The sequence below is a fragment of the Flavobacterium sp. TR2 genome, assembly GCF_025252405.1.
In the GTDB taxonomy this organism is placed as follows: domain Bacteria; phylum Bacteroidota; class Bacteroidia; order Flavobacteriales; family Flavobacteriaceae; genus Flavobacterium.
Genome location: NZ_CP104307.1, coordinates 1,100,090 through 1,125,198, shown reverse-complemented (window position 1 = coordinate 1,125,198; position 25,109 = coordinate 1,100,090). Strand labels below are relative to the sequence as shown.

Here is a 25,109-nt window from a genome sequence, read left to right as displayed (position 1 = left end):
AAAACACATTTACTATTAGCTGATTTCTAAATTTTTATTTTACATTTGGCTTCTGCTTTTATTTTCGCAAAAAAATAACAGAAATAAAACACATCTTGCATTTTTAAAAAGATTTAACAACATAAAAACTGATTTAAAACCAAATAAACAAACAACCCTATAATAATTATTTTAAAATACTACTAACAATGAACCAAAACCTCGCTTTCGCAGATTATGCGGTTTTTATTATTTATTTTATCGTAGTCTCTGTCTACGGTTACACCGTTTACCGCAAACGTAAACAAGACGAGCACGATGCTAAAGCTTACTTTTTGGCTGAAGGAAATTTAACCTGGTGGGCAATTGGAGCTTCTCTTATTGCTTCTAATATCTCTGCAGAGCAGTTCATCGGAATGAGCGGTGAAGGTTTCTTCTTAGGAATCGCTGTTGCTGCTTACGAATGGCTTGCTGCCGTTGCCCTTATTATCGTGGCCGTATGGTTTATACCTGTTTATCTTAAAAACAAGATTTACACTATGCCACAGTTCTTAAAAACACGTTACAACGAGTCTACAGCGCTTATCATGGCAGTATTCTGGCTGTTTTTATATGTTTTTGTAAACTTAACTTCAATTTTATACTTAGGAGCTGTTGCTATTAACGGTCTTGCCGGTGGAGAATATCTTCATGTTATCATGTTAGGATTAGCCATCTTTGCTTTATTTATTTCTCTTGGCGGAATGAAAGTTGTGGCGTACACAGACGTTATTCAGGTTGCGGTTTTAATCATTGGAGGTTTGGTAACTTCTTATATTGCCTTAACAACTGTTGGGCAATACTTTGGAGTAGGCGAAAATGCAATTGCCGGTTTCAAAGTTTTAATGAAAGAAGCTCCAGAGCATTTCAAAATGATTATTCCTAAACCGACTGCTGCTTCTTCACAATTAGAAATCGATAAATATTTAACTTTCCCTGGATTGTTATCTTACGCTGCCGGTATCTGGATCATCAACTTAAACTACTGGGGATGTAACCAATATATTACACAGAGAGCACTTGGTGCAGATTTACAGACAGCACGTACGGGAATTTTATTTGCTGGTATGCTAAAATTATTAATGCCGCTTATCGTAATGCTTCCTGGTATTGCTGCTTACGTTTTATATACAAATGGTCACCTGCCACAATTGGTTGGAGGAAAAGACGGAGCTTATTCTGCTGTCTTAACATTCCTTCCGACAGGTTTAAAAGGACTTTCTGTTGCCGCTCTTACTGCTGCAATCGTAGCTTCTTTGGCTGGAAAAGTAAACAGTATCTCGACAATTTATACATTAGATGTTCATAAAAAATACATTCAGAAAGATGCTGGCGAGAAACAGCAAGTAAACATCGGGCGCCTTGCCGTTTTTGTTGCCATGCTTCTAGCAGTTTTATTTACATGGAATGATATTTTAGGAATCGGTGGCGTTGGAGGATTTACCTACATCCAAAAATACACCGGATTCATCAGCCCTGGAGTTTTTGCGATGTTCTTCTTAGGTATGTTCTGGAAAAGAACTACAGGATCTGCAGCTATCGTTGGAGTAATTTTAGGATTCTTATTATCTGTTTTATTCAACGAGTACGCTCCGGCATTATTTGGAAACGACACACTTTTATATACTGCTTACCCTAACGGAAAAGGAGCTTTTGAAATTCCTTTCCACATCTGTATGGGATTATCATTCTTATTTACAATGATTGCAATGATTCTGATCAGTTTCGCTGGGCCAAAAGTAAACCCTAAAGCATTCGAGACAGAACCTGGAATGTTTAAAGTTAAACCGCAGACAACAGTCTTAATCGTTATTACGATGCTGATTATTATTGCGCTTTATGTTAAGTTCTGGTAATAAATTATCAGTTCTATTCTCTCTATTTTTACAGCTGTTGTTTGTCATGAACAACAGCTGTAAATTTTTAAAAAAAGTTGCTATTGCATAAAAATAGCCTCACATGAAAAGGATTAAAGAATGATTTTCATAATTTGATTTTGTCAGGGTGACAACCTTATTCATAAAACAAGATTTTTAAATTATAATACACAAATACCATGCAGTTATCATTAACCCAAAAAATCATTATCGTTACAGGTGGCGCAAAAGGAATCGGTTTAGGAATCGTTAAGGTTTTAGCCGAAGAAAATGCAATTCCGTTTATCGTTGGACGTAACGAAAATGATAACATCAAAGCCGTAGAAGAGTTAAAAGCCATTGGAAAAGAAGCGCATCAAGTTGCCGCCGATTTGACAAAACCTGAAGACTGCAAAAAAGCCGTTGAAGCCGTTATCGCAAAATTTGGCCGTATTGACGGACTTGTAAATAATGCCGGCGTTAACGACGGCGTTGGATTAGAAAACGGAAATTATGAAGACTTTACCGCTTCTCTCCACAAAAATTTAGTGCATTATTATTTAATGGCACAGCACGCTCTTCCGTACTTGAAAGAATCGAAAGGAGCAATCGTAAACATTGGTTCTAAAACTGCCGAAACAGGTCAAGGCGGAACTTCTGCTTATGCCGCTTCAAACGGTGGAAGAAATGCTTTAACCAGAGAGTGGGCTGTTGAATTGCTAAAATACAGCATTCGTGTAAACGCCGTAATTGTAGCAGAATGTTATACCCCGCTTTACGAAACTTGGATCAATACTTTTGAAAATAAAGAAGAAAAACTAGCGGCAATCACTAAAAATATTCCATTAGAAAATCGAATGACAACAGCTGAAGAAATCGCCAATATGGTAGTTTTCTTATTGTCTGAAAAATCAAGCCATACTACTGGACAGATTATTTACGTTGATGGCGGTTATACTCATTTAGACCGATCTATTTAATTTTTTTTTTAGCCACGAATTCACTAATTCATTCCAAAAGATTGTCAAAAAATAATTCGTGAATTTGTAGCTATTTTTTGTTTCACGCAGATTTGGCAGATTTAATTTAAATCTTTAATCTTTTAACTACTGGACAGATTATTTATGTTGATGGCGGTTATCGATCTTTTAATTTTTTAGCCACGAATTCACTAATTCATTCCAAAAGATTATCAAAAAATAATTCGTGAATTTGTAGCTATTTTTTGTTTCACGCAGATTTGGCAGATTTAATTTAAATCTTTAATCTTTTAACTACTGGACAGATTATTTATGTTGATGGCGGTTATCGATCTTTTAATTTTTTTGCCACAAATTCACAAATTTATTCCCAAAGATTGTCAAAAAATAATTCGTGAATTCGTGGCTATTTTTTTTATGCAAAAATTAATTCACCTTCGCATTATTTTTAAAATCAGAAGGCGTAATTCCTTTAACTTTTTTGAAAAGTTTATTAAAATTCGAAGCTGTTTTATACCCGCATTCATACGCGATTTCAGACATACTTTTATCCGTTTCCAGTAATAATTTGCAGGCATTCGAAATTCTAATTTCGTGCAGATAATCGACAAAGTTTTTCTTCGTTTTCAGTCTAAACATTCTGCAGAAAGAAGTCCGAGTCATATTCGCGACAGCGGCAATTTCTTCTAAGGAAATATTCTTTTTGTAATTTTTATTGACGTACTGAAAAACTTCAGAAAGACGGTCTACTTTTGAATCTTTCTGCATCAGCGAATAAATTTCGTCATTGATGTAAATCTTGTCCTGACTCTCTGAAAGCATAGACAAAATTTCAAACAGGCCGACAATTACTTCGAAGTCTTTTTTAAAAATTAATTTCTCAAGCTTTTTTGCAATCTGTTTATTGGTTTTTCCGATAATCGAAATGCCCTTTCCCGCCTGTACAAAAAGTTCGTTTATTTTTTGGGTTTCTTTTAATTCGTAAAAAGTCGGTCCGAAAATGTCTTTATGAAAATATACCACAATCGAGTTCGCTCTTAAATCCTCAATTCCCTGATAATATTTTTCATCATTCAGCCAAACATGAGGAATATCAGCACCTAAAAAAACCATATCTCCGGGTTCAAACGGCATTACAGAATTTCCAATAATTCGCTTGCCAAAACTCTCCTTAACATAAACCAATTCTAGTTCTGGATGCGAATGAAACGGCGCCTGAAAAAAAGGTTCGACACGATTGAGCACCGAAACTTTCGTATTGAGATATGACGCTATTTTGGTTTGTTCCAATTTCATGCAACAAAGATAATTAAAGATTAGATAAGGATAATATTAGACTAATGACGAATGAGTAAAAAAACTAATTTTATTTTTCGTTCACTGCCCGAATTCTATAGAAAATCAAAGAGTTAAATTGATTCCAAAAACGAAAGCAGCAACATCAAAAAAAGAAAAAAAACAACAACACAATGTCTGAGAATAACACAAAAAAACTGGTTGTAAAACTACATCCGGATGACAATGTTTTGGTTGCCTTAACCGATCTTCAAAAAGGCGATTCGATTCATTTTGAAAACGAAACTTACATTTTGCAAGACCTCATCAAAGCCAAGCACAAATTCTATATGCAAGATATGAAGCAGGGAGAAGAAGTAAATATGTACGGTGTTTTGGTTGGAAAAGTGCAAAACGATGTGGCAAAAGGAAGTTTAATGACAACTGAAAACCTTAAACACGCTGCCGATCCTTACGCCTACCGAAATGCTTCGTACGAATGGAATGCGCCTGATGTTTCAAAATTCGAAAACAGAACTTTTAAAGGCTACAAAAGAAAAGATGGACGTGTTGGAACGGCCAATTACTGGCTTTTTATTCCGACTGTTTTTTGCGAAAACCGAAATCTTGACGTAATCAAAGAAGCATTGCATAAACAGTTGGGCTATGCCGTGACGGATAAATACAACCAATTTACGCACGAATTGTTGGAAAGTTATTTGAATGGAAATGACATTAACGATATTAATATTGAATTGAATCCGACTCCAAAAAACAAACGCGTTTTTGAAAATGTAGACGGAATTAAATTCTTAAACCACCAAGGCGGCTGTGGCGGAACGCGTCAGGATGCTGCTACTTTGAGCGCTTTGCTGGCTTCTTATGCAAATCACCCAAACGTGGGCGGAATTACACTTTTGAGTTTAGGATGCCAGCATTTGCAAGTTCAAGATTTTGTAAATGATGTAAAAAAACAAAACCCTGATTTCGACAAACCGCTGTTTATTTTTGAGCAGCAGCAGACAGAAAGCGAAGAGGTTCTGATTACAAATGCTATAAAAAAGACTTTTGAAGGCTTAATTGAAATCAACAAATACGAAAGAACCGATGCTCCTTTAAGCGATTTATGCATTGGTGTAAAATGTGGCGGAAGCGATGGTTTCAGCGGGGTTTCTGCAAATCCTGCTGTAGGTTATACTTCTGATTTAGTCGTAGCTTTAGGCGGAAAAATTCTTTTGGCCGAATTTCCAGAATTATGTGGTGCCGAGCAGAATTTAATCGACCGATGTGTTACTGAAGATAAAGCTAAAAAATTTATCGATTTAATGGAATCTTACGATGAGTTGGCGCATAAAGTAGGTTCTGGTTTCCACATGAATCCTTCTCCGGGAAATATTAAAGACGGTTTAATTACAGATGCAATTAAAAGTGCGGGAGCAGCCAAAAAAGGCGGAACTTCTCCTGTTGTTGATGTTTTAGATTATACCGAATTGGTTACAAAGCCAGGCTTAAGTCTGGTTTGCACACCAGGAAATGATGTAGAAGCTACAACTGGAAAAGCAGCTTCTGGTGCAACTCTAATTTTGTTTACAACCGGATTGGGAACTCCAACAGGAAACCCGGTTTGTCCGGTAATTAAAGTAGCAACAAACTCAGTTTTGGCAACAAGAATGAAAGATATTATCGACATTGACTGCGGGCCAATTATCAGCGGAGAAAAATCTATTGAAGAAATGGGCGAAGAAATTTTAGAATATTGCATCAAAGCGGCAAGCGGAGAAATCATTCCGAAAGCGGTTCAATTAAACCAAGACGATTTTATTCCGTGGAAACGCGGCGTATCTTTATAAAACTCTCCATTAAAAATAACTTTAAAAAAATCATATAAAATGTTTTCATTACAAAATAAAAAAGCAATTATCACTGGCGGCGGAAGCGGAATTGGAAGAGCGATTTCGGTTTTATTTGCGAAACAGGGTGCAGAAGTTCATGTTTTAGAATTAACAGAAGAAAGCGCAAAAGAAACGGTTGAAGAAATTAAATCTGCTGGAGGAAGTGTTTTTGCTCACGCCTGCGATGTTTCAAACCACGAACAAGTAAAATCGACTTTTGAGAAAATCGGAAATATTCATATTCTAGTTAACAACGCTGGAATTGCTCACGTTGGAAAAGTAGACACAACTTCTGAATCTGATTTTGACCGAATTATGAATGTAAACGTAAAAGGAGTTTACAACTGCCTTCATGCTTCGATTCCCGCATTGAGAAATTCTGGCGGAGGAGTGATCTTAAACTTGGCTTCTATTGCAAGCTGGGTCGGTATTCCAGATCGTTTTGCCTATTCTACTGCAAAAGGTGCGGTTATGGCCATGACTTTATCGGTTGCAAAAGATTATTTGCATGATAAAATCAGATGCAATTCAATTTCTCCTGCGCGAGTTCACACGCCTTTCGTAGACGGATTTATCGCTAAGAATTATCCTGGAAAAGAAGAAGAAATTTTCGAAAAATTATCTCAATCACAACCAATCGGCCGCATGGGAAAACCTGAAGAAATCGCCACTTTAGCCCTATTCTTATGCAGCGACGAATCATCTTTCATCACAGGTTCAGATTACCCAATTGATGGAGGTTTTATCAAATTGAATAACTAAAAAAATTAGCCACGAATTCACGAATTTTTACAAATCATTTTGATTCGTGAATTCGTGGCTAAAAAAAAATACATTATTAAAAAAATTAAAATATGAAACTTATTAGATTCGGAGAAGAAGGAAAGGAAAAACCAGGTGTTCTGCTAAATGATAAAAGATATGATGTTTCGTCTATTGTAACAGATTACAACGAAGCTTTTTTTGAAAATGACGGTCTGGCAAAATTAGAAGAAGCCTTAAAAAATAATCCTGTTTTACCAGAGGTAAGCGATTCAGTACGTTTAGGTTCGCCAGTGGCACGTCCTTCAAAAATTATTTGTATCGGATTAAATTATGTAGATCACTGCGAAGAAACGGGTGCTGCAATTCCAGAAGAACCCATCATTTTCTTTAAATCGACAACTTCTTTATGCGGGCCAAATGACAATTTGATCATCCCAAAAAACAGCGAAAAAACAGATTGGGAAGTAGAATTGGCATTTGTGGTGGGCAAAAAAGCAAGCTACGTTTCTGAAGAAGATGCTCCAAACCATATTGCCGGATACTGCCTTCTAAATGATTACAGCGAAAGAGCATTTCAAATCGAGCGCGGCGGACAATGGGCAAAAGGAAAAGGTTCTGATACCTTTGCTCCTCTTGGACCAATCATGGCAACTCCAGACGAAGTAGGCGACGTAAATAATCTTAAAATGTGGCTTACTGTAAACGGAAAAACTTTCCAAAACAGCAATACATCAAACTTGATTTTCAAAATTCCTTTTTTAGTACATTACTTAAGCCAATTTATGACATTGCTTCCTGGCGATGTAATCAGTACAGGAACACCTCCGGGAGTTGGATTAGGAATTAAGCCAGATCCGATTTATATTAAAGCAGGTGACGTAATCGAGTTAGGAATTGAAGGTTTAGGCACAAGCAAGCAGACTGCCGTAGCTTACCAGCAAAAATAAAATTATGGCAGCACAAAAATTCTGTCTGGCGTTAGATTTAAAAGATGATGCTGATTTAATTGCAGCATACAAAGAACTGCATGAAAATGTCTGGCCAGAAATTAAAAAAAGCATTCAAAATGCTGGAATTGAAGTACTGGATATTTACTGCACAGGAAATCGATTGTTTATGATCATCGAAGCAGATGCCGATTTTACTTTCGAAAAGAAAGACCAAGCCGACGCAGCAAACGAAAAAGTTCAGGAATGGGAAAACTTAATGTGGAAATTCCAACAAGCTTTACCTTGGGCTAAACCAGGACAAAAATGGATTTTAATGGATAAAATATTCGGATTATAATTCATTAAATATTCCGTTAGGAATGTCTGATCGGTAGAAAAAAATATATAGTTCGTTTTGCATTATGTCCTGTAGGGACATCTGATTAACGCAAATGATATAAACAAATCAATTAATCAAACGTTCCTACGGAACGTATTATCGAAACTCAATTTTTTTTCTACCGACCAGACATTCCTACGGAATGAATCCTTTTCTAAATAAACAAAGCCCTGATTATTCAGGGCTTTGTTCTTTTTGCATATTCAGTAAATAGGCCATATTGGCAATTACGTGATCGTGTTTCTTGACAAACGAATTTTCTTCGTTCCACACATAACCTGCTAAAACGGCACATATTTTTTCTTTTACTTCTGGATTTTCCGGCTGATGGAAGAATAATGTCTGCAGATTTCCTGTGTACCATTCTTGAACATAAGTCGTAAAAACAGCAATTCCGCGTTTCATGTATTGTGTAAATTCCACTTCCCAATCTACCGGAATTCCTTGTGATTCTTTCAAATATAATTTTGCCGCCAGCATTCCCGATTCTGTTGCAAACGCAACTCCAGAAGAGAAAACTGGATCTAAGAATTCTGAACTGTTTCCTGTTAAGGCAAAACCGTCACCGTACATTCTTTTTACAGCTCTTGAGTAATTTTCTAATTTAACTGGCTCAAACAAAAATTCTGTTCCTGCAAATCTTTTAATATAATAATCTGATTTTTGAATGGCATTTCGCAAAGCCTCAGCATTATCTTTATTTTCAGAAAGAGAATTGATAAAATCTGTCGGGCCAACAACACCCAAACTTGTATTTCCGTTAGAAAACGGAATTACCCAAAGCCAAACTTCAGTTTCCAGAATATCAAAAGAAATTTGAGTTCCCTCCACGCCTTCTTCTCTATTAATGTCTTTAACATGGGTAAAAATAGAAGAATGCGGATCTAATTTTGAAGGTGTGTCCAAATCTAAAAGTCTTGGCAAAACGCGTCCGTATCCGCTAGAATCAATAATAAAATTGGCGTGAATTTCTTTTAGGTTTCCGGCCGCATCTTTTACAATAGTTTTCGATTTTTTTCCTTCAAAAGAAACTTCCAGAACTTCTGTTTCAAACTCCAAATCAATTCCTTTTCTTATCACTTCCTGAGCCATTGTATTGTCAAAATCAGCTCTTGGAACCTGCCAAGTCCAGTCCCAGCCTTTTCCAAATTTTACGCTGAAATCAAAATTGCAGATTTCTTCGCCTCTAATAAAACGAGCGCCTAATTTTTTTTCGAAGTTCATCGCATCAAGAGCGTCAAACAATTCTGCCTCAGCAAAATGATCCATTACTCGCGGAATAAGGCTTTCTCCTACTACAAGTCTCGGAAACTTCGTTTTTTCTACAACTTTAACTTTAACATTGTTTTTAAAAAGATACGATGCCGAAACACATCCAGACGGTCCCGCACCAATCACTAAAACATCAACAAACTCCTTTGTCATATTAGAATTATTATCATTAATTAACCTACATTTGCCATCATCAAAATAACTACATTTATTTTGATAAATAAAATTAAATTAGCGCAACCAAAATCGATTTGATGAATACAATAAATGAATATCTAAGTTTAGCAGAATTTGAAGCCATAATCTTTGGAAAAAACAAAGTTGCCATAAGCGATGTGGTTTTAAATCGAGTAAACGAAAGTTTTAATTTCTTAAAAGAATTCTCAGGAAACAAAGTAATCTACGGAGTAAATACAGGATTTGGCCCAATGGCTCAATATAGAATTAAGGAGTCAGATCAAATTCAGCTGCAATATAATTTAATCAGAAGCCATTCTTCTGGAACTGGAAAACCTTTAAATGCTGAGTGTGCAAAAGCGGCAATTTTAGCAAGATTAAATACACTTTCTTTAGGAAACTCAGGAGTTCATTCTTCTGTTATTCATTTAATGGCAGAATTAATCAATAGAGATATTACGCCTTTAATTTTTGAACATGGCGGCGTTGGTGCCAGCGGAGACTTAGTACAGCTATCACATTTGGCTTTGGTCTTAATTGGCGAAGGCGAAGTTTTTTATAAAGGTGAAAGACGCGCAACTGCAGAAGTTTTTGAAATTGAAGGTTTAAAACCAATTCAAGTAGAAATTAGAGAAGGGCTGGCATTAATCAACGGAACTTCTGTAATGACAGGAATTGGTGTTGTGAATGTTCATTATGCAAAAAAATTATTAGACTGGTCATTGAAAGCTTCGTGTGCAATTAACGAATTGGTGCAAGCGTATGATGATCATTTCTCAGAAGAATTAAACCAAACAAAACGTCATAAAGGACAACAGGAAGTTGCTGAAAGAATGAGACAAAATCTTTCTGACAGTACTTTAATCCGAAAAAGAGAAGACCATTTATATTCTGGCGAAAACACAGAAGAAATCTTCAAAGAAAAAGTTCAGGAATATTATTCGTTAAGATGCGTTCCTCAAATTTTAGGACCCGTTTTGGAAACGATCAATAATGTTGCCTCAATTCTGGAAGACGAATTTAACTCAGCAAACGATAATCCAATTATCGACGTAAAAAACAAACACGTTTACCACGGCGGAAATTTCCACGGAGATTATATTTCGCTTGAAATGGATAAACTGAAAATCGTTATTACCAAATTAACGATGCTGGCAGAACGTCAATTGAATTATTTATTGAATTCAAAAATCAACGAAATTCTTCCTCCATTCGTAAACTTAGGAACATTAGGATTTAATTTCGGAATGCAGGGCGTTCAATTCGTCGCCACTTCTACAACGGCAGAGTGCCAAACATTATCTAACCCAATGTACGTGCACAGTATTCCAAACAACAATGACAACCAAGACATTGTAAGTATGGGAACAAATGCTGCGGTAATTACATCAAAAGTAATCGAAAACTCTTTTGAAGTTTTGGCCATCGAATTAATCACAATTGTTCAGGCTATTGATTATTTGAAACAAAAAAATCAAATTTCGTCTACAACTAAAAAATGGTACGACGATATCAGAAATATAATTCCAGAATTTAAGGAAGACCAAGTAATGTATCCTTTTGTTCAAAAAGTAAAAGATTATTTGATAAATAGTTAAAAATCTTTATTTTACAGTATTAATATTGAATCTTAAAACCATGAAAAAGTCACTTGTTTTTTTATTGCTAAGCTGCATTCAATTTGTTAATAGTCAAGAATTAGCATTAGTTAAAAAAAATTCCAAAATTGGATATCTGTCTAAAGATGGATCTTTTAAAATTGAACCTCAATATAAATCTGCGAGAAGTTTCTCTGAAGGTTTAGCTGCTGTAGAAAATGGCGGAAAATGGGGATTTATCGATGCCAAAGGAACTTGGGTAATTCCAGCAGATTTTAAAGATGCCAAAGATTTTAACAGCGGAATCGCAGTTGTGCAAAAAGACAAAGACTGGGTTTACATTAATACAAAGGGAGAAATTCAACAAGCGCCAGTTTCAGACAAAGTGTTTGATTTTAATGACGGTGTTGCTTTCTTCAGACAAAACAATAAAGTGGGGTTGATCAACAACAAAATGGGAGTGGTTTTAGAACCAAAATACGACCAGATCAAACCTTTTGAAAATGGTTATGCCAGAGTTGAATTAAACAAAAACTGGGGAATCATTGATACTAACGGAAAAGAATTGGTTGAACCTGTTTATGCAGAAGTTGGAAACTATTTTAAAGGAACCACTTGGGCCAGAAAAGACAAAACCTTCGGACTGGTAAGCGGCGGAAAATTTACTCCAGTTGACGGAGCCGAAAAAATCTGGGATTTCGAAACTCAAGATTTGACTTTCGCCAAAAAGAATGGAAAAATTGGATACATCGATTTAAAAGGAAATTGGGCCATTCTTCCTATTTATGATAAAGGAAAAGCTTTCTCAAAAAATTTAGCTCCCGTTTTAGTTGGAAAAAAATGGGGATTCATCAATCCTGAAGGAAAATTTGTAATCGAACCAACTTACAATGACGCCGAAGTTTTCAGTACAAACGGTCTGGCTCCAGTAAAAGAAAGCAACTGGGGATTTATTAATGAATCTGGAAAATTAGTAATCCCAACCCAATATGGCATCACTACAAATGCTATTATTGCGATGTTTACCCAACAAGATAAAGGGTTTATTGGCGGTGTTGCCAGAGTAAAAAACGAAGGAAAATGGGGATTTCTTAAACCAGACGGAACAGTTCTAGCCAACCAATGGTTTGAAAACGCAGAACTGTTTTCTAAAAGTGCAGAAAAGCCTCAACCTGCTGCAGCTCCTGCCGAAAAACCAAAAGAGGAAACCAAACCCGCAGCAAAAAAACCGGCACCGAAAAAAAAGAAATAATATTTATCTCCAAATAAATTAGAAATTTGCATAAATGAAATCGCATTTAATAAAGCGGTTTCATTTATGGCAAACAAAAATAAAACCTACATTATAAATGAAATGTGTATTAGTAACAGGCGGTTCGAGAGGAATTGGAAGTGCGATTTGTAAAAAACTAGCCGTAGAATCCGATTATCATATTCTGATTAATTATCATTCGAATAAAACAGCTGCCGAAGAAACATTGCAAGAAGTGCAAAATTTAGGCGCAACAGGCGAAATTTTAGGATTTGATGTTTCTAATTTTGAAGAAGTGCAAAATGTTTTAACGGCTTGGCAGGAAGCTAATCCTGAAAAATTGGTTGAAGCAATTGTAAACAATGCCGGAATTACAAAAGACGGTCTTTTTATGTGGATGACACCAGAGGACTGGAACGGCGTTATGAATACAAGTGTAAACGGCTTCTTCAATGTTACGCAGTTTTTCATTCAAAAAATGTTACGCAATAAATATGGCCGAATCGTAAATATGGTTTCGGTTTCTGGAGTAAAAGGAACTGCAGGGCAAGCCAATTATTCGGCTGCAAAAGGCGCCATTGTAGCAGCCACTAAAGCTCTAGCGCAGGAAGTTGCCAAAAGAAATATTACTGTAAATGCTGTCGCTCCAGGTTTTATCAGAACCGATATGACAAGCCAGCTCGACGAAAAAGAATTATTAAAGCTAATTCCTGTAAATCGTTTTGGCGAAGCAGAAGAAGTGGCAGATTTGGTAAGCTTTTTGATTTCTAAAAAAGCAAGCTATATTACAGGAGAAATTATCAATATAAACGGCGGAATATATTCTTAAAGAATACTATGTTTGCGAGATTATTTTAAGATTTTTAAACATAGAAAATTGCTCGCAAAGTCGCAAAGTTTAAGCAAAAAGACTTTAAAAAAACTTTGTGCCTTTGTGCCGCCTTTGCGGCAAGATTAAAAAAATTACACTTTAAGGATAAAAAATTACTTTTGAAAAACGATGAATAGACGAGTTGTAATTACTGGAATGGGAATTTATTCTTGTATCGGAACTTCTTTAGACGAAGTAAAAAATTCGTTGTACGAAGGAAAATCTGGTATTCAGTTTGATTCTGAACGTAAAGAATTTGGTTTTCAATCGGCATTGACAGGGATGGTTCCGAAAGCCGATCTTAAAAATTTATTGACGCGAAGACAACGTATGAGCATCGGTGAAGAAACCGAGTATGCTTATATGGCTACTATAGAAGCATTGAAAAATGCAAACATTGACGATGCTTTTTTTGACACTCACGAAGTGGGCATTATGTACGGAAACGACAGCGTTTCTAAAGCTATCATTGACGCAACAGATATTGTGCGAGAGAAAAAAGACACTGCCCTAATTGGTTCTGGCGCCATTTTCAAATCGATGAATTCTACGGTAACGATGAATCTATCTACGATTTTTAAACTTCGCGGAATCAATTTAACTGTTAGCGCGGCCTGTGCCAGCGGCTCTCACTCAATTGGTTTGGCTTATTTTTTAATCAAAAGCGGTTTTCAAGACATTGTAATTACTGGCGGAGCTCAGGAAATCAACAAATACGCAATGAGCAGTTTTGACGGATTGGGAGTTTTTTCTAACAGAGAAGGCGATCCTACAAAAGCTTCTAGACCTTTTGATGCTGGGCGTGACGGCTTAATTCCGAGTGGCGGTGGAGCAACTTTAATTCTAGAAAGTTACGAATCTGCAATGGCGCGCGGTGCCAATATCATAGCAGAAATTGGCGGTTACGGATTTTCTTCAAACGGAGGGCACATCTCAACTCCAAACGTTGAAGGTCCTGCAACAGCAATGAAACGTGCGCTTGACGATGCAAAATTAAGCGCCTCAGACATTGAATATATAAATGCCCATGCAACCTCAACTCCTGTCGGAGATGCAAATGAAGCAAAAGCTATTTTTGAAGTTTTTGGAGAAAAAAATCCTCCTGTGAGCTCTACAAAATCTATGACAGGCCACGAATGCTGGATGGCAGGAGCAAGCGAAATCATTTATTCTATCCTAATGATGCAGCACGATTTTATCGCGCCAAACATCAATTTAGAAAACCCAGATGAAGATGCGTCAAAATTAAATTTAGTTAAAACTACGTTAAACAAAAAATTTGACATATTTTTGTCCAATTCTTTCGGTTTCGGAGGAACCAACTCTGCGTTGGTGGTTAAAAAGTTTAAATTGAACAATGAATAAAGAAGAGATTATAGCAAAAATTAATGGTTTTTTAGTTGATGAATTTGAAGTTGATAATGACGACATTGAACCAAATGCTAATTTAAAAGATACACTTGGGTTAGACAGTCTGGATTATGTTGATTTGGTCGTTTCGATAGAGGCAAACTTTGGTGTAAAACTAGTTGAAGCAGATTTTGTTGGAATTTCTGATTTTCAAAGTTTTTATGACTTAATCGAAACTAAAATCAAAGCCAAATCAGCTTAAATGAGTCAATGGGATGGCAAATCCAAAGGAACTGTTTTAGGTTATAAAATATTCGTTTTCTTAATTCAGAAAGCGGGTATAAAGGCTGCTTATGTCCTACTTTATTTTGTTGCTTCCTATTATTTTTTATTTCTAAGAAAAAGCAACAGAGCCATTTTCTATTATTTTAAAGAAAGACTCCAATACTCCTATTTCAAATCCAAAAAAATGGTTTTCAAAAGCTATTATACTTTTGGACAGACTATTATTGACAAAGTTTCTATTTCTGCAGGAATGCGAAACAAATTTACTTATGAATTTGACGGAATAGAAACACTCAAAAAATTGCTTGCCGAAAAAAAAGGCGGTGTCTTAATCAGTGCCCATGTTGGTAATTTTGAAATTGCAGAACATTTTCTAGGAGATATCGACCTTAATTTCCAAATCAATTTAGTAACTACAGATCTCGAGCATTCTGCCATTAAAAACTATCTGGAAAGCGTTTCTAAAAAACCAACCGTAAAATTTATTATTATCAAAGAAGATCTCTCTCATATTTTTGAGATCAATGCCGCTTTGGCCAATAACGAACTAATCTGTTTTACAGGCGACCGTTATTTTGAAGGCACCAAATCACTTTCTGAAAACCTTTTGGGCAAAGAAGCCAACTTCCCTGCTGGTCCATTTTTAATTGCCTCCCGATTAAAAGTCCCTGTTGTTTTTGTTTATGTAATGAAAGAGCCAAACTTGCATTACCACTTATACGCGCGTGAAGCCGAAGTAAAACATCGTGATGAAAAAGGCTTGCTAAAAGAATACGTAAAAAGCGTAGAAAGCATACTGCATCGATATCCTTTGCAATGGTTCAATTATTTTGATTTTTGGAATGACATAAAATCGTAATTTTTTACTGCTATATTTTTTTTGTCACGAATTCACGAATTTTCGCTAATCATTTGGAACGATTGCTTTTGTCGCTAATTCCACTAATTCTTTTTCGTAAAATAATATTTTTTGCATAAATCATAATTGGTGAAAATTTTCTATAGTTATAATTTCAGTAAAATCATTATTACAGTATTTTAAATAATTCGTGAATTCGTGGCTAATAAAAAAACGTTGGTCGAAATAAGAAAATTCGTTTAAATAAATTTACTTACTTTTGCTGACCACCAAAGCCAAAAAACCTAAAATGAAAAATGTTCTCGTAATTTATTATTCTCAGTCTGGACAGCTGGAATCTATTGCACGAAATATTGCAAAGCCATTTCTAGATTCTGAAGAAATAAATCTCACATTTCACGAAATACAACTAGAAAAACCATTTCCGTTTCCTTGGAACAAAGAATCATTTTTTGATGCTTTTCCAGAGTCATTTTTACAGATTCCTACAGCATTAAAACCTGTTCCAGAAGAAATCCTAAACACAAAGTTTGACTTAGTTTTATTTCATTATCAGGTTTGGTATTTATCGCCTTCAATTCCAATCAATTCGTTTTTGAAAAGCGATGATGCTAAGAAAATTTTAAATAATACTCCTGTTATCACAATAAGCGGCTCTAGAAACATGTGGATTATGGCTCAGGAAAAAATCAAAGTTTTACTGAGAAAAGCCAATGCCAATTTGGTTGGAAACGTAGCTTTGGTAGACCGCGTTGGAAATCTAATCAGTGTTATAACCATTGTAGAATGGATGTTTTCTGGAGTTAAGAAAAAGTATTTAGGTATTTTTCCGCTCCCAGGAGTTTCAGAAAAAGACATACAAGAATCGAGTCAGTTTGGAGAAATCATGCTTGATTCTTTGCAAAAAAATAATTTAGCCCAATTACAGCCAAAATTGGTCGATGCCGGTGCTGTAAAAATAAGTTCGTATTTAGTGACTGTTGACAAAACGGCCAATAAAATTTTCAATAAATGGTCAAACATCATTTATAAAAATCAAAAAAAACGAAAACAACTGCTTAAAGTATTTAATGTTTATTTATTCCTTGCGATATGGTTAATTTCACCAATAGTGTATATATTGCACCTTATTACCTATCCGCTTAAGTTAAAAACTATAAAAAAGGAAACTCAATATTATCAGGGAGTTTAGAGACGAAATTTAGATTATGTTTGAAGTATATATTACAAAAGCTGCAAAATATTTGCCAAACGAAGCCATTTCAAATGACGAAATGGAAGCTTACTTGGGCCTTATCAATGATACTGCTTCAAAGGCAAGACGTATTATTTTGCGCAACAATAAAATTACAAGCCGATTTTACGCTGTTGATAAAGAAGGAAAAAGCACTCACAGCAATGCCGAATTAACAAGAAATGCAATTTTACCGTTATTCGACGAAAATTTTACGCCTCAAGATGTAGAAGTACTTTCATGCGGAACCTCAACTCCCGACATATTCCTGCCTTCGCACGCTGCGATGGTGCATGGTCTGCTAAAAAACAAATCGGTAGAATTAAACTCTTCAACTGGAGTTTGCTGTGCCGGAATGAACTCTCTTAAATTTGGTTTTCTTTCTATAAAATCTGGAAATTCAAAAAATGCAATCTGTACAGGGTCTGAAAAAGTTTCGACCTGGCTGAATGCTCAAAAATACAATCATGAGGCCGATAATTTAAAAAGCCTCGAAGAACAGCCCATTATTGCTTTCAAAAAAGATTTTCTTCGCTGGATGCTTTCTGATGGTGCAGGAGCTTTTTTATTAGAAAATAAACCAAGAGGTCCGCTTTCGCTAAAAATCGAATGGATGGAAGCTTTTTCGTATGCATACGAATTGGAAACCTGTATGTATGCGGGAGGTGATAAATTGGAAAACGGAGAAATTAAAGGTTGGAGCGATTATTCACCAGAACAATGGCTAAATGAGTCTGTTTTCTCTATAAAACAAGACGTTAAATTATTAGACGAATTTATCCTGTCTAAAGGTGCAGAAAGCATGAAAGACGCCATGGATAAAAACAATATTAAATCGGAAGATATCACATACTTTATTCCTCACGTTTCTTCTAACTTTTTTGTTGAAGGATTGAAAAAAGGTTTAAATGAAAAAGGTATCGGAATGAGCGATGATAAATGGTTCATGAATCTTTCTCGAGTTGGAAATGTAGGCTCTGCCTCTATTTACCTGGCTCTTGAAGAATTACTGAATTCAGGGAATTTGAAAAAAGGAGATAAAATTTTATTATCTGTTCCAGAAAGCGGAAGATTTTCTTTTGCATATGCATATTTAACAGTTTGCTAATGGAGACAATGGCACTTCTAGAAAAAGAAATGGTAGAGAATTTATTGCCGCAAAAGTTTCCTTTTGTGATGGTAGATGCTATGCATTTTTATTCTGAAACTTCTTTGGTTGCTGGATTAGAAATTCAGAATAATAATATTTTTGTTACTGAAAATACTTTTCTGGAAGCTGGATTAATAGAACATATGGCACAATCTGTGGCTTTGCACACAGGATATCAATATTTTTTGAAAAACGAAATTGCCCCAACCGGCTACATTGGTTCTATCAAAGAAATTGAAATTAAGAGACTTCCAAAAACAAACGACATCATTCAGTCTGAAGTAACAATTCTGCAGGAATTTGCAGGAATTACTTTGGTCGATATTGTGACGACGTTAAACAATGAAGAAATTGCCAGAGGACAGATGAAAACTGTTTTGGCAAAATAAAAACCATAATGAAAGCTACTGCCGTTGACATACAAAATTATTTACCGCACCGAGCGCCAATGCTTATGGTGGATTTGATTTTGAATATTGATTCAAGTTCAGTAGAAACTGTTTTTCTTGTCGAAGAAGACAATATTTTTGTCCAAAACAATATTTTTATTGAGGCTGGTTTAATAGAAAATACCGCTCAGACTTGTTCGGCAATTGTTGGAAAAAAATACTTTTTTGACGATAACGGACTTGAAAATGAAAACGTAAATGTAATTGGATTTATCAGCGCGTTGAAGAATGTAAAAATTCATGCGCTTCCAAAAGTAGGCGATACTATTATAACCAAAGCAGATTTAGTTTCGAAATTTACTGGCGATGATTACACTTTATGTACGATGAGCTGTAAAAGTTCTGTCGAAGATAAGATACTCTTAGAATGCGAAATTAACTTGTTCATTCAGAAAACAGTTTCAGTTGGATAATTTTAAAAAAGTCATTTTACATTTAGGTATTCGAATCGGGGTTTTATTGTCATTGTTTGGATTATTAGTCTTGTTTTGGAGCTTCATTTATGATCCGCATTCGCTTTGCGATCAAGACCAACATAGACATACCGATGCAGGTCTAGGAATGTTTGTTTTAACACTATTCATCACTTTTTTTTTCTATTTTGGGTTATTGATAGAAATGATTTATTTTTTCGTGAAGAAAAAGCGAATTTTAGCTTTCACAAATCTTGGATTTTTAATAATTAGCTTATGTATAGTTTCAATCTGCATATTTCTAATAAATTAAATTAGCAAAATGGAAAAAGATAAAGTACCTCAGGATCAAAGCAACTTAACGAAAAACAACGTTAAAGAACTTTTGTATGCGACAGATGAAAACGGCAATTATACCACAACATTAAGTACAGGCTGGGAACCTAAAACAATAGCGCTTTCAAATTCTATTGATGAAATAAACGAACGAATTGCCGATGCCAAACAACAGGTTTTAGATGGCGAGGCAAGTCCTATTGTGTATTTTATGGAGGCCAATAAAATGGATCTTAACATATTATCCAGTTATGTCGGGTTTTGGAAATGGCGTGTAAAAAGACATTTTAAACCAAGCGTTTTTGCCAAACTAAACGATAAAATCCTGAAAAAATATGCTGATACTTTTGGAATATCAATCGAAGAATTAAAAAACAGCATTACCCAATAAATGGAATTAACTTTCACACATCATCAGTCTGCTCATTGCGAGAATGGAGTAGCGTCAAATCTGCTTAAAAATAGCGGACTAAACATTAGCGAACCGATGGTTTTTGGTATTGGCTCTGGATTGTTTTTTGTATATCTGCCTTTTATAAAAGTTAATCATGCACCGGCAATCAGTTACAGAACTTTACCAGGACAGATTTTCAATAAAGTGGCAACCCGTTTAAATTTAAAAATAAAAAGACAAAAATTTTCTTCTATCGCAAATGCCAATAAAGCTTTAGACGAAAATTTAAAAAATAATATCCCAACCGGATTACAGGTTGGCGTTTACAATTTAAGTTATTTCCCAGACGAATATCGTTTTCATTTCAACGCGCACAATTTAGTCGTTTACGGAAAAACTGAAACCGAATATTTAGTGAGCGATCCTGTAATGGAGACCGTTACGACTTTAACATACGAAGACATGAATAAAGTGCGTTTTGCCAAAGGAGCTTTTGCGCCTCGGGGACAAATGTACTATCCGATTCAGATTCCAAAAGAAGTCGATTTAAAAAGCGCCATCATTAAAGGAATCAAAAATACGTGCAGAGATATGCTTGCGCCAATGCCTATTGTAGGTGTTCGCGGGATCAAAATGGTTTCTCGCCAGATTCGTAAATGGCCTAAAAAACATGGTGTTAGAAAAGCAAATCATTATCTAGCGCAAATGGTTCGTATGCAGGAAGAAATTGGAACGGGTGGCGGTGGCTTCCGTTTTATTTATGCCGCATTTTTACAGGAAGCTTCGGTTATTTTAGGTAATGAAGAGCTGAAAGAACTTTCGAAAGAAATGACAAAAATTGGAGATTCATGGCGAGATTTTGCTGTTGAAGCTTCGCGTATTTACAAAAACAGAAGTGCCAAAGAAGATGCCTACAATACTATTGCCGATGAACTTTTGGACATTGCCAATAGAGAAGAAATCTTTTTCAAAAAATTAAAAAAAGCGATCAGCTAAAACACTATTTTGCAGTCTATCATTCAAATAGAATCCCTTTCGAAAAAGTACAAAAATGCAGAAATGTATTCTTTGAACAATGTTTCGCTAAATATTAATGAAGGTCAGATTTTTGGATTGCTTGGTCCAAACGGTGCCGGAAAAACAACCTTGATTTCTATGCTCTGCGGATTGGTTAAGCCAACTTCGGGACATTTTACAATTGATGGTTTAGACTATCAGCATCATGCTTCAAAAATTAAAAAAATCATAGGCGTTGTACCTCAAGAATATGCTTTGTATCCGACTTTAACAGCAAGAGAAAATCTGCTTTATTTTGGAAGTATGTATGGTTTAAAAGGTTCTGATTTAAAAGATAAAGTAATCGAAACTCTTGATCTTTTAGGTCTATTGAAATTTGCCGATAAACAAGTTCAGACCTTTTCGGGCGGAATGAAACGCCGTGTCAACCTGATCGCAGGAATTCTGCATAATCCGAAAGTTTTATTTTTGGACGAACCAACAGTTGGTGTCGATGTACATTCTAAAACTGCCATTATCGATTATTTAAAAGTGTTGAACCAAAACGGAACAACTATTATTTATACCTCGCATCATTTGGCTGAGGCCGAAGATTTTTGTTCTCAAATTGCCATTTTAGATCAAGGACAGATTTATGCGCAGGCAACTCCGTCGGCATTAATTGAATCTACAAAAGATGCCCGAAATCTCGAAGATGTTTTTATTTCATTAACTGGTAAAGCGTTGAGAGATGATATATAAAATTTGGATGTCGATAGTAAAAGAATTCCTTTTGCTAAAAAGAGATTTAGGCGGACTGATCATTTTGTTTGTCATGCCTTTGGTTTTGGTCATTGCCGTAACCTTAATTCAAGACAGCACTTTTAAGGCGGTAACCGATTCTAAAATTCAGATTCTTTTGGTCGATAAAGACAAAGGATCTGTTTCCAAAACCGTTTTTGAAAATTTAGAAAAAAGCAAAAATTTTATCATTGTAACACAAATTGACCATAAACCGATTACAGAAGAAATGGCCAAAGAAAATGTGTACAAAGGAAAATTTCAACTCGCAATTGTAATTCCAGAAAACTTAAGTTCAGATTTACAGGAAAAAGTAAATCAGAATGTAGAGAAAATCGTCAGCAATTTAGGATTGACCGACAGCACTTCAGCTTCAGAACCTCAGCGTATCATTAAAGAAAAAGAAGTAAAACTGTATTTTGATCCAGCGGTTCAGATGAGTTTTAAAAATGCCGTTATGAGTTCGATCGACAAAATGATTTCGCAGATTGAAACCAAATCGATTTACAGCACTTTTCAAAAACAGCTAGGAGAAGAAACAATCGATTTTGAACAAAAGAATTTTATTACTTTCAAAGAAATAATTCCGAGAATCAACAACAAAGAAGTTCGTCCAAATTCAGTTCAGCACAACGTTCCCGCGTGGACACTTTTTGCCATCTTTTTTATTGTCATTCCGTTATCTATCAATATTGTAAAAGAAAAATCGCAAGGAACTTTTGTTCGATTAAGAACCAATCCTGTTTCTAATTTAGTTGTCATTATTGGAAAAACCATTACCTACTCTATCATCTGTATGATTCAGTTTTACATGATGGTTGCCGTTGCTGTTTTCTTATTTCCATCCATCGGATTGCCTTCTTTAAACATCGAAGGACATTTCTTTTTAACCAGTGTTGTGGCATTATTTTCAGGTTTTGCAGCCATCGGATTCGGAATTTTATTAGGAACTGTAGCAAGCACGCAAGAACAATCAGCTCCTTTCGGTGCTACAAGTGTGATTATTTTAGCGGCAATTGGAGGCGTTTGGGTTCCTGTTTTTGCGATGCCAAAAATTATGCAGTTTATTGCCAAATCTTCTCCAATGAACTGGGGATTAGAGGCTTTTTATGATGTTTTATTACGCAACGTATCTTTCGTCGAAATCATACCAAGAATAAGTTTATTATTTTTGTTTTTCATTATTACCACTTCCATCGCATTATTTTATGATAAAAAGAAAAGAGCAGTTTAAAGAAGCTACAGATCTAACCGTTTCACACGAAATCAGAATTCGTTTTAACGAAACTGATCCGCTTGGAATTGTTTGGCACGGTCATTATATTACTTATTTCGAAGATGGACGCGAAGCCTTTGGACGCCAACACGGACTTACGTATTTAGATATTGCAAAAACGGGTTACACAACGCCAATTGTAAAATCAAAATGCGAACATAAATTGTCTCTGCGCTACGGCGATGTTGTCACAATCGAAACCACAGTTGTTGATACTCCGGCCGCAAAAATAATTTATCGTTTTAAGATTATTGATGCTCAAGGCGAAATTGCTTGCACTGGCGAAACGACTCAGGTTTTTTTAGATAAAGAAGGAAATTTAATGCTAACGAATCCTCCTTTTTATGAGGAATGGAAAAGGAAAGTAGGGTTGTTGAAGTAAAATATTTTAAATCAAAAACAATATGAACTTAATACCTAAATTTAATTTTTTCATCTTATTTCTGAGTTTGATTTGCTGCAATAAAAACAATGCACAAAACTCGACTTTATATTATGGAAATAATAAATATTATATTCCGGCTTTGATAATCGAAACTAATAAAACACTGGATAACAAAGCAATAGAAGTCTTGATAAAAAACTTTTATTCAAAACATAAAGAGATACAAGGAAAAGCAAAAACGATATTAAAGTTCAAAAGCCAGCCTTACTGCCTCGTATATTCGGAGAAAGAACTTTATAGTGAAAATATTGAAATCAAAATTTTTCCTTTTGGCCAAGTAAAAAAAGAATTTGATAAACAGATTAGTGATTTTAAAGCTATAAAAAAAACAACACCTTTAAATAATCATACTATATATGGCTATTATCTTAATCTTGGAAGTTGTACAAACATACATTATTCGGATAATCTATATATTATTTCAAAAGACAACAACAATTACTTCCTAACTTCATTCCTTGAAAATAAGATTATAAAAACAGATAGTCTTTCAAAGACAAATAATTCTTTTGAAAAGGTATATTTGATCTGGCACGGAATAGATAAACCAGAGACAAAATCAAAAGAAATTTTTTACGAAATTAAAGACAAAGATATGCTCACTAAAGACCTCAGTGATATAAACGAAAGCGAGGAGAAATATGGTGAATTTTATTTTAAACTTGATAAATGACAAAAGAAATATACATCACACAAATGAATTGTATCACGCCTTTAGGTTTTGATGTTGAAACAAACATCGAAGCGATTTTGCGTGGTGATTCGGGAATTCAGCTTCATAGTGATGTTACTTTGATGCCGAATCCCTTTTATGCTTCGATTATTTCTGATAAAAAAATAAACGGTGCTTTTGCAAAAATCAGCACTGAGACAAAATATTCCCGTTTAGAGAAAATGATGATTTTGGCTTTGGAGCCGATTATCAAAAATTCAAAAGCCGAACTAAACTCAAAAACCGCTTTTATACTTTCTACTACAAAAGGAAATGTAACCGCTTTGGCAAATGATTCTGAAGAAAGTTTCAACAACGCACATTTAGATGTTTTATCAAAAAAAGTTGGTGATTTCTTCGGCTTCCAAACCCAGCCAATTGTAGTTTCAAATGCCTGCGTTTCTGGAATTCTGGCTGTTTCTATTGCCAAGAGAATGATTCAGTCTGAACTATACGACAATATTTTTGTGGTGGCAGGCGACGAAGTTTCAGAATTTGTATTGTCTGGTTTTAATGCTTTTCAAGCCATGAGCGAACTGCCTTGCAAACCGTATTCTAAAAATAGAACAGGCGTAAGTTTAGGCGAAGCAACAGCAGCTGTTTTAGTTTCGGCGGAAGCCAAAAACGCTAAAATAAAAGTACTTGGCGACAGTTCGATCAACGATGCCAATCATATTTCTGGGCCTTCAAGAACAGGTGAAGGTTTGTTCAGAAGCATACAGAATGCTTTAAAAGAAGCACAAATTGAAGCCAACAAATTAGATTATATTTCAGCACACGGAACCGCAACGCCTTACAATGACGAAATGGAGGCAATTGCATTAACTCGTTTAGATTTGCAAAATGTTCCCGTGAATAGTTTAAAAGGATTTTACGGTCATACGTTAGGCGCTTCTGGATTATTGGAAACCGTAATTGCGATTGAATCTACCAATCAAAATAAACTTTTTGAATCGAAAGGTTTTGATGAAATTGGAATTAGTGAAGCTATCAATGTGATTGAGAAAAACGGAGACGCAACTATTAAATATTTTTTGAAAACGGCTTCTGGATTTGGAGGTTGTAATACGGCTGTGGTTTTTGAGAAAGTGAAATCCAACTTGTAAATTTTCCTTACAAGCTCA

General features: G+C 35.3%; 25 protein-coding genes. 23 read left to right on the top strand and 2 right to left on the bottom strand.

Going from position 1 to position 25,109, the window contains the following annotated elements:
• Positions 1-188 precede the first annotated feature (188 nt).
• Positions 189-1,874, top strand: coding sequence for a sodium/sugar symporter (locus tag N4T20_RS05280; RefSeq protein WP_260672047.1), 1,686 nt, complete (start codon positions 189-191; stop codon positions 1,872-1,874).
• Positions 1,875-2,074: 200 nt separating this feature from the next.
• A complete protein-coding gene (locus tag N4T20_RS05275) occupies positions 2,075-2,854 on the top strand; it encodes an SDR family oxidoreductase (RefSeq protein ID WP_260672046.1) in 780 nt (259 codons plus the stop codon).
• A 426-nt stretch (positions 2,855-3,280) separates the two neighbouring features.
• Here the strand turns inward: N4T20_RS05275 and N4T20_RS05270 are convergent, their stop codons facing one another.
• A complete protein-coding gene (locus tag N4T20_RS05270) occupies positions 3,281-4,150 on the bottom strand; it encodes an AraC family transcriptional regulator (protein WP_260672045.1) in 870 nt (289 codons plus the stop codon).
• A 173-nt stretch (positions 4,151-4,323) separates the two neighbouring features.
• Between N4T20_RS05270 and N4T20_RS05265 the strand changes: the two genes are divergently transcribed.
• The 4 genes from N4T20_RS05265 (at position 4,324) to N4T20_RS05250 (ending at position 8,073) form a co-directional block, all read left to right on the top strand.
• Positions 4,324-5,979, top strand: coding sequence for a UxaA family hydrolase (locus N4T20_RS05265; protein WP_260672044.1), 1,656 nt, complete (start codon positions 4,324-4,326; stop codon positions 5,977-5,979).
• A gap of 39 nt (positions 5,980-6,018) precedes the next feature.
• A complete protein-coding gene (locus N4T20_RS05260; RefSeq protein ID WP_260672043.1) occupies positions 6,019-6,783 on the top strand; it encodes an SDR family NAD(P)-dependent oxidoreductase in 765 nt (254 codons plus the stop codon).
• A 92-nt stretch (positions 6,784-6,875) separates the two neighbouring features.
• Positions 6,876-7,733 carry a fumarylacetoacetate hydrolase family protein gene (locus N4T20_RS05255; protein ID WP_260672042.1) on the top strand — a complete coding sequence of 286 codons (858 nt, stop codon included), beginning with the start codon at positions 6,876-6,878 and terminating at the stop codon, positions 7,731-7,733.
• Between the two features lie 4 nt (positions 7,734-7,737).
• Positions 7,738-8,073, top strand: coding sequence for an L-rhamnose mutarotase (locus N4T20_RS05250; protein WP_260672041.1), 336 nt, complete (start codon positions 7,738-7,740; stop codon positions 8,071-8,073).
• Positions 8,074-8,289: 216 nt separating this feature from the next.
• On the opposite strand, the gene N4T20_RS05245 is transcribed toward N4T20_RS05250, so the two are convergent.
• A complete protein-coding gene (locus tag N4T20_RS05245; RefSeq protein ID WP_260672040.1) occupies positions 8,290-9,540 on the bottom strand; it encodes an NAD(P)/FAD-dependent oxidoreductase in 1,251 nt (416 codons plus the stop codon).
• A gap of 101 nt (positions 9,541-9,641) precedes the next feature.
• On the opposite strand from N4T20_RS05245, the gene hutH reads away from it, so the two are divergent.
• The 17 genes from hutH to N4T20_RS05160 all read left to right on the top strand — a co-directional run bounded on the left by hutH (position 9,642) and on the right by N4T20_RS05160 (position 25,091).
• Entirely contained in the window at positions 9,642-11,162 is a 1,521-nt protein-coding gene (hutH, locus tag N4T20_RS05240; RefSeq protein ID WP_260672039.1) for a histidine ammonia-lyase, read from the top strand.
• A gap of 40 nt (positions 11,163-11,202) precedes the next feature.
• A complete protein-coding gene (locus N4T20_RS05235) occupies positions 11,203-12,414 on the top strand; it encodes a WG repeat-containing protein (RefSeq protein WP_260672038.1) in 1,212 nt (403 codons plus the stop codon).
• Positions 12,415-12,511: 97 nt separating this feature from the next.
• Positions 12,512-13,243, top strand: coding sequence for a 3-oxoacyl-ACP reductase FabG (fabG, locus tag N4T20_RS05230; protein ID WP_260672037.1), 732 nt, complete (start codon positions 12,512-12,514; stop codon positions 13,241-13,243).
• A gap of 171 nt (positions 13,244-13,414) precedes the next feature.
• A complete protein-coding gene (locus tag N4T20_RS05225) occupies positions 13,415-14,650 on the top strand; it encodes a beta-ketoacyl synthase (protein ID WP_260672036.1) in 1,236 nt (411 codons plus the stop codon).
• Positions 14,643-14,897, top strand: coding sequence for an acyl carrier protein (locus N4T20_RS05220; RefSeq protein WP_008465907.1), 255 nt, complete (start codon positions 14,643-14,645; stop codon positions 14,895-14,897). Before N4T20_RS05225 ends, N4T20_RS05220 begins: the two co-directional genes overlap by 8 nt.
• A complete protein-coding gene (locus N4T20_RS05215; RefSeq protein WP_260672035.1) occupies positions 14,898-15,779 on the top strand; it encodes a lipid A biosynthesis acyltransferase in 882 nt (293 codons plus the stop codon).
• Between the two features lie 289 nt (positions 15,780-16,068).
• A complete protein-coding gene (locus N4T20_RS05210) occupies positions 16,069-16,971 on the top strand; it encodes a dialkylrecorsinol condensing enzyme DarA (RefSeq protein ID WP_260672034.1) in 903 nt (300 codons plus the stop codon).
• Positions 16,972-16,987: 16 nt separating this feature from the next.
• Positions 16,988-18,121: a beta-ketoacyl-ACP synthase III gene (locus N4T20_RS05205; RefSeq protein WP_260672033.1), complete on the top strand. Its 1,134-nt coding sequence runs from the start codon at positions 16,988-16,990 to the stop codon at positions 18,119-18,121.
• A complete protein-coding gene (locus N4T20_RS05200; RefSeq protein ID WP_260672032.1) occupies positions 18,121-18,552 on the top strand; it encodes a hypothetical protein in 432 nt (143 codons plus the stop codon). The genes N4T20_RS05205 and N4T20_RS05200 overlap by 1 nt, the downstream gene beginning before the upstream one ends.
• An 8-nt stretch (positions 18,553-18,560) precedes the next feature.
• Complete coding sequence (locus N4T20_RS05195) at positions 18,561-19,025, top strand: ABC transporter permease (RefSeq protein ID WP_260672031.1); 465 nt, start codon at positions 18,561-18,563, stop codon at positions 19,023-19,025.
• A gap of 322 nt (positions 19,026-19,347) precedes the next feature.
• Entirely contained in the window at positions 19,348-19,752 is a 405-nt protein-coding gene (locus N4T20_RS05190; protein ID WP_260672030.1) for a hypothetical protein, read from the top strand.
• Complete coding sequence (locus tag N4T20_RS05185) at positions 19,753-20,751, top strand: BtrH N-terminal domain-containing protein (RefSeq protein WP_260672029.1); 999 nt, start codon at positions 19,753-19,755, stop codon at positions 20,749-20,751. It begins immediately after the preceding gene.
• Between the two features lie 63 nt (positions 20,752-20,814).
• Complete coding sequence (locus tag N4T20_RS05180; protein WP_008465897.1) at positions 20,815-21,513, top strand: ABC transporter ATP-binding protein; 699 nt, start codon at positions 20,815-20,817, stop codon at positions 21,511-21,513.
• Positions 21,503-22,786 carry an ABC transporter permease gene (locus N4T20_RS05175; protein WP_260672028.1) on the top strand — a complete coding sequence of 428 codons (1,284 nt, stop codon included), beginning with the start codon at positions 21,503-21,505 and terminating at the stop codon, positions 22,784-22,786. Before N4T20_RS05180 ends, N4T20_RS05175 begins: the two co-directional genes overlap by 11 nt.
• Positions 22,761-23,210, top strand: a complete 450-nt coding sequence (locus tag N4T20_RS05170) for a thioesterase family protein (protein ID WP_260672027.1) — start codon at positions 22,761-22,763, stop codon at positions 23,208-23,210. Before N4T20_RS05175 ends, N4T20_RS05170 begins: the two co-directional genes overlap by 26 nt.
• A gap of 142 nt (positions 23,211-23,352) precedes the next feature.
• Positions 23,353-23,946 (top strand): hypothetical protein, encoded by a 594-nt coding sequence (locus N4T20_RS05165; protein ID WP_260672026.1) that lies wholly within the window; start codon positions 23,353-23,355, stop codon positions 23,944-23,946.
• Positions 23,943-25,091 (top strand): beta-ketoacyl synthase N-terminal-like domain-containing protein, encoded by a 1,149-nt coding sequence (locus tag N4T20_RS05160; RefSeq protein ID WP_260672025.1) that lies wholly within the window; start codon positions 23,943-23,945, stop codon positions 25,089-25,091. The genes N4T20_RS05165 and N4T20_RS05160 overlap by 4 nt, the downstream gene beginning before the upstream one ends.
• The last annotated feature ends 18 nt before the right edge of the window (positions 25,092-25,109 follow it).

What these genes read in the sequence shown, in the direction of transcription:
- N4T20_RS05170 (WP_260672027.1), top strand. Translation starts at nt 22,761, where the DNA reads ATGATAAAAAGAAAAGAGCAGTTTAAAGAAGCTACAGATCTAACCGTT.
- fabG (WP_260672037.1), top strand. Translation starts at nt 12,512, where the DNA reads ATGAAATGTGTATTAGTAACAGGCGGTTCGAGAGGAATTGGAAGTGCG.
- N4T20_RS05260 (WP_260672043.1), top strand. Translation starts at nt 6,019, where the DNA reads ATGTTTTCATTACAAAATAAAAAAGCAATTATCACTGGCGGCGGAAGC.
- N4T20_RS05250 (WP_260672041.1), top strand. Translation starts at nt 7,738, where the DNA reads ATGGCAGCACAAAAATTCTGTCTGGCGTTAGATTTAAAAGATGATGCT.
- N4T20_RS05220 (WP_008465907.1), top strand. Translation starts at nt 14,643, where the DNA reads ATGAATAAAGAAGAGATTATAGCAAAAATTAATGGTTTTTTAGTTGAT.
- N4T20_RS05275 (WP_260672046.1), top strand. Translation starts at nt 2,075, where the DNA reads ATGCAGTTATCATTAACCCAAAAAATCATTATCGTTACAGGTGGCGCA.
- N4T20_RS05245 (WP_260672040.1), bottom strand. Translation starts at nt 9,540, where the DNA reads ATGACAAAGGAGTTTGTTGATGTTTTAGTGATTGGTGCGGGACCGTCT.
- N4T20_RS05210 (WP_260672034.1), top strand. Translation starts at nt 16,069, where the DNA reads ATGAAAAATGTTCTCGTAATTTATTATTCTCAGTCTGGACAGCTGGAA.
- N4T20_RS05200 (WP_260672032.1), top strand. Translation starts at nt 18,121, where the DNA reads ATGGAGACAATGGCACTTCTAGAAAAAGAAATGGTAGAGAATTTATTG.
- hutH (WP_260672039.1), top strand. Translation starts at nt 9,642, where the DNA reads ATGAATACAATAAATGAATATCTAAGTTTAGCAGAATTTGAAGCCATA.
- N4T20_RS05205 (WP_260672033.1), top strand. Translation starts at nt 16,988, where the DNA reads ATGTTTGAAGTATATATTACAAAAGCTGCAAAATATTTGCCAAACGAA.
- N4T20_RS05195 (WP_260672031.1), top strand. Translation starts at nt 18,561, where the DNA reads ATGAAAGCTACTGCCGTTGACATACAAAATTATTTACCGCACCGAGCG.
- N4T20_RS05215 (WP_260672035.1), top strand. Translation starts at nt 14,898, where the DNA reads ATGAGTCAATGGGATGGCAAATCCAAAGGAACTGTTTTAGGTTATAAA.
- N4T20_RS05185 (WP_260672029.1), top strand. Translation starts at nt 19,753, where the DNA reads ATGGAATTAACTTTCACACATCATCAGTCTGCTCATTGCGAGAATGGA.
- N4T20_RS05235 (WP_260672038.1), top strand. Translation starts at nt 11,203, where the DNA reads ATGAAAAAGTCACTTGTTTTTTTATTGCTAAGCTGCATTCAATTTGTT.
- N4T20_RS05255 (WP_260672042.1), top strand. Translation starts at nt 6,876, where the DNA reads ATGAAACTTATTAGATTCGGAGAAGAAGGAAAGGAAAAACCAGGTGTT.
- N4T20_RS05280 (WP_260672047.1), top strand. Translation starts at nt 189, where the DNA reads ATGAACCAAAACCTCGCTTTCGCAGATTATGCGGTTTTTATTATTTAT.
- N4T20_RS05270 (WP_260672045.1), bottom strand. Translation starts at nt 4,150, where the DNA reads ATGAAATTGGAACAAACCAAAATAGCGTCATATCTCAATACGAAAGTT.
- N4T20_RS05180 (WP_008465897.1), top strand. Translation starts at nt 20,815, where the DNA reads ATGTATTCTTTGAACAATGTTTCGCTAAATATTAATGAAGGTCAGATT.
- N4T20_RS05175 (WP_260672028.1), top strand. Translation starts at nt 21,503, where the DNA reads ATGATATATAAAATTTGGATGTCGATAGTAAAAGAATTCCTTTTGCTA.
- N4T20_RS05160 (WP_260672025.1), top strand. Translation starts at nt 23,943, where the DNA reads ATGACAAAAGAAATATACATCACACAAATGAATTGTATCACGCCTTTA.
- N4T20_RS05190 (WP_260672030.1), top strand. Translation starts at nt 19,348, where the DNA reads ATGGAAAAAGATAAAGTACCTCAGGATCAAAGCAACTTAACGAAAAAC.
- N4T20_RS05265 (WP_260672044.1), top strand. Translation starts at nt 4,324, where the DNA reads ATGTCTGAGAATAACACAAAAAAACTGGTTGTAAAACTACATCCGGAT.
- N4T20_RS05225 (WP_260672036.1), top strand. Translation starts at nt 13,415, where the DNA reads ATGAATAGACGAGTTGTAATTACTGGAATGGGAATTTATTCTTGTATC.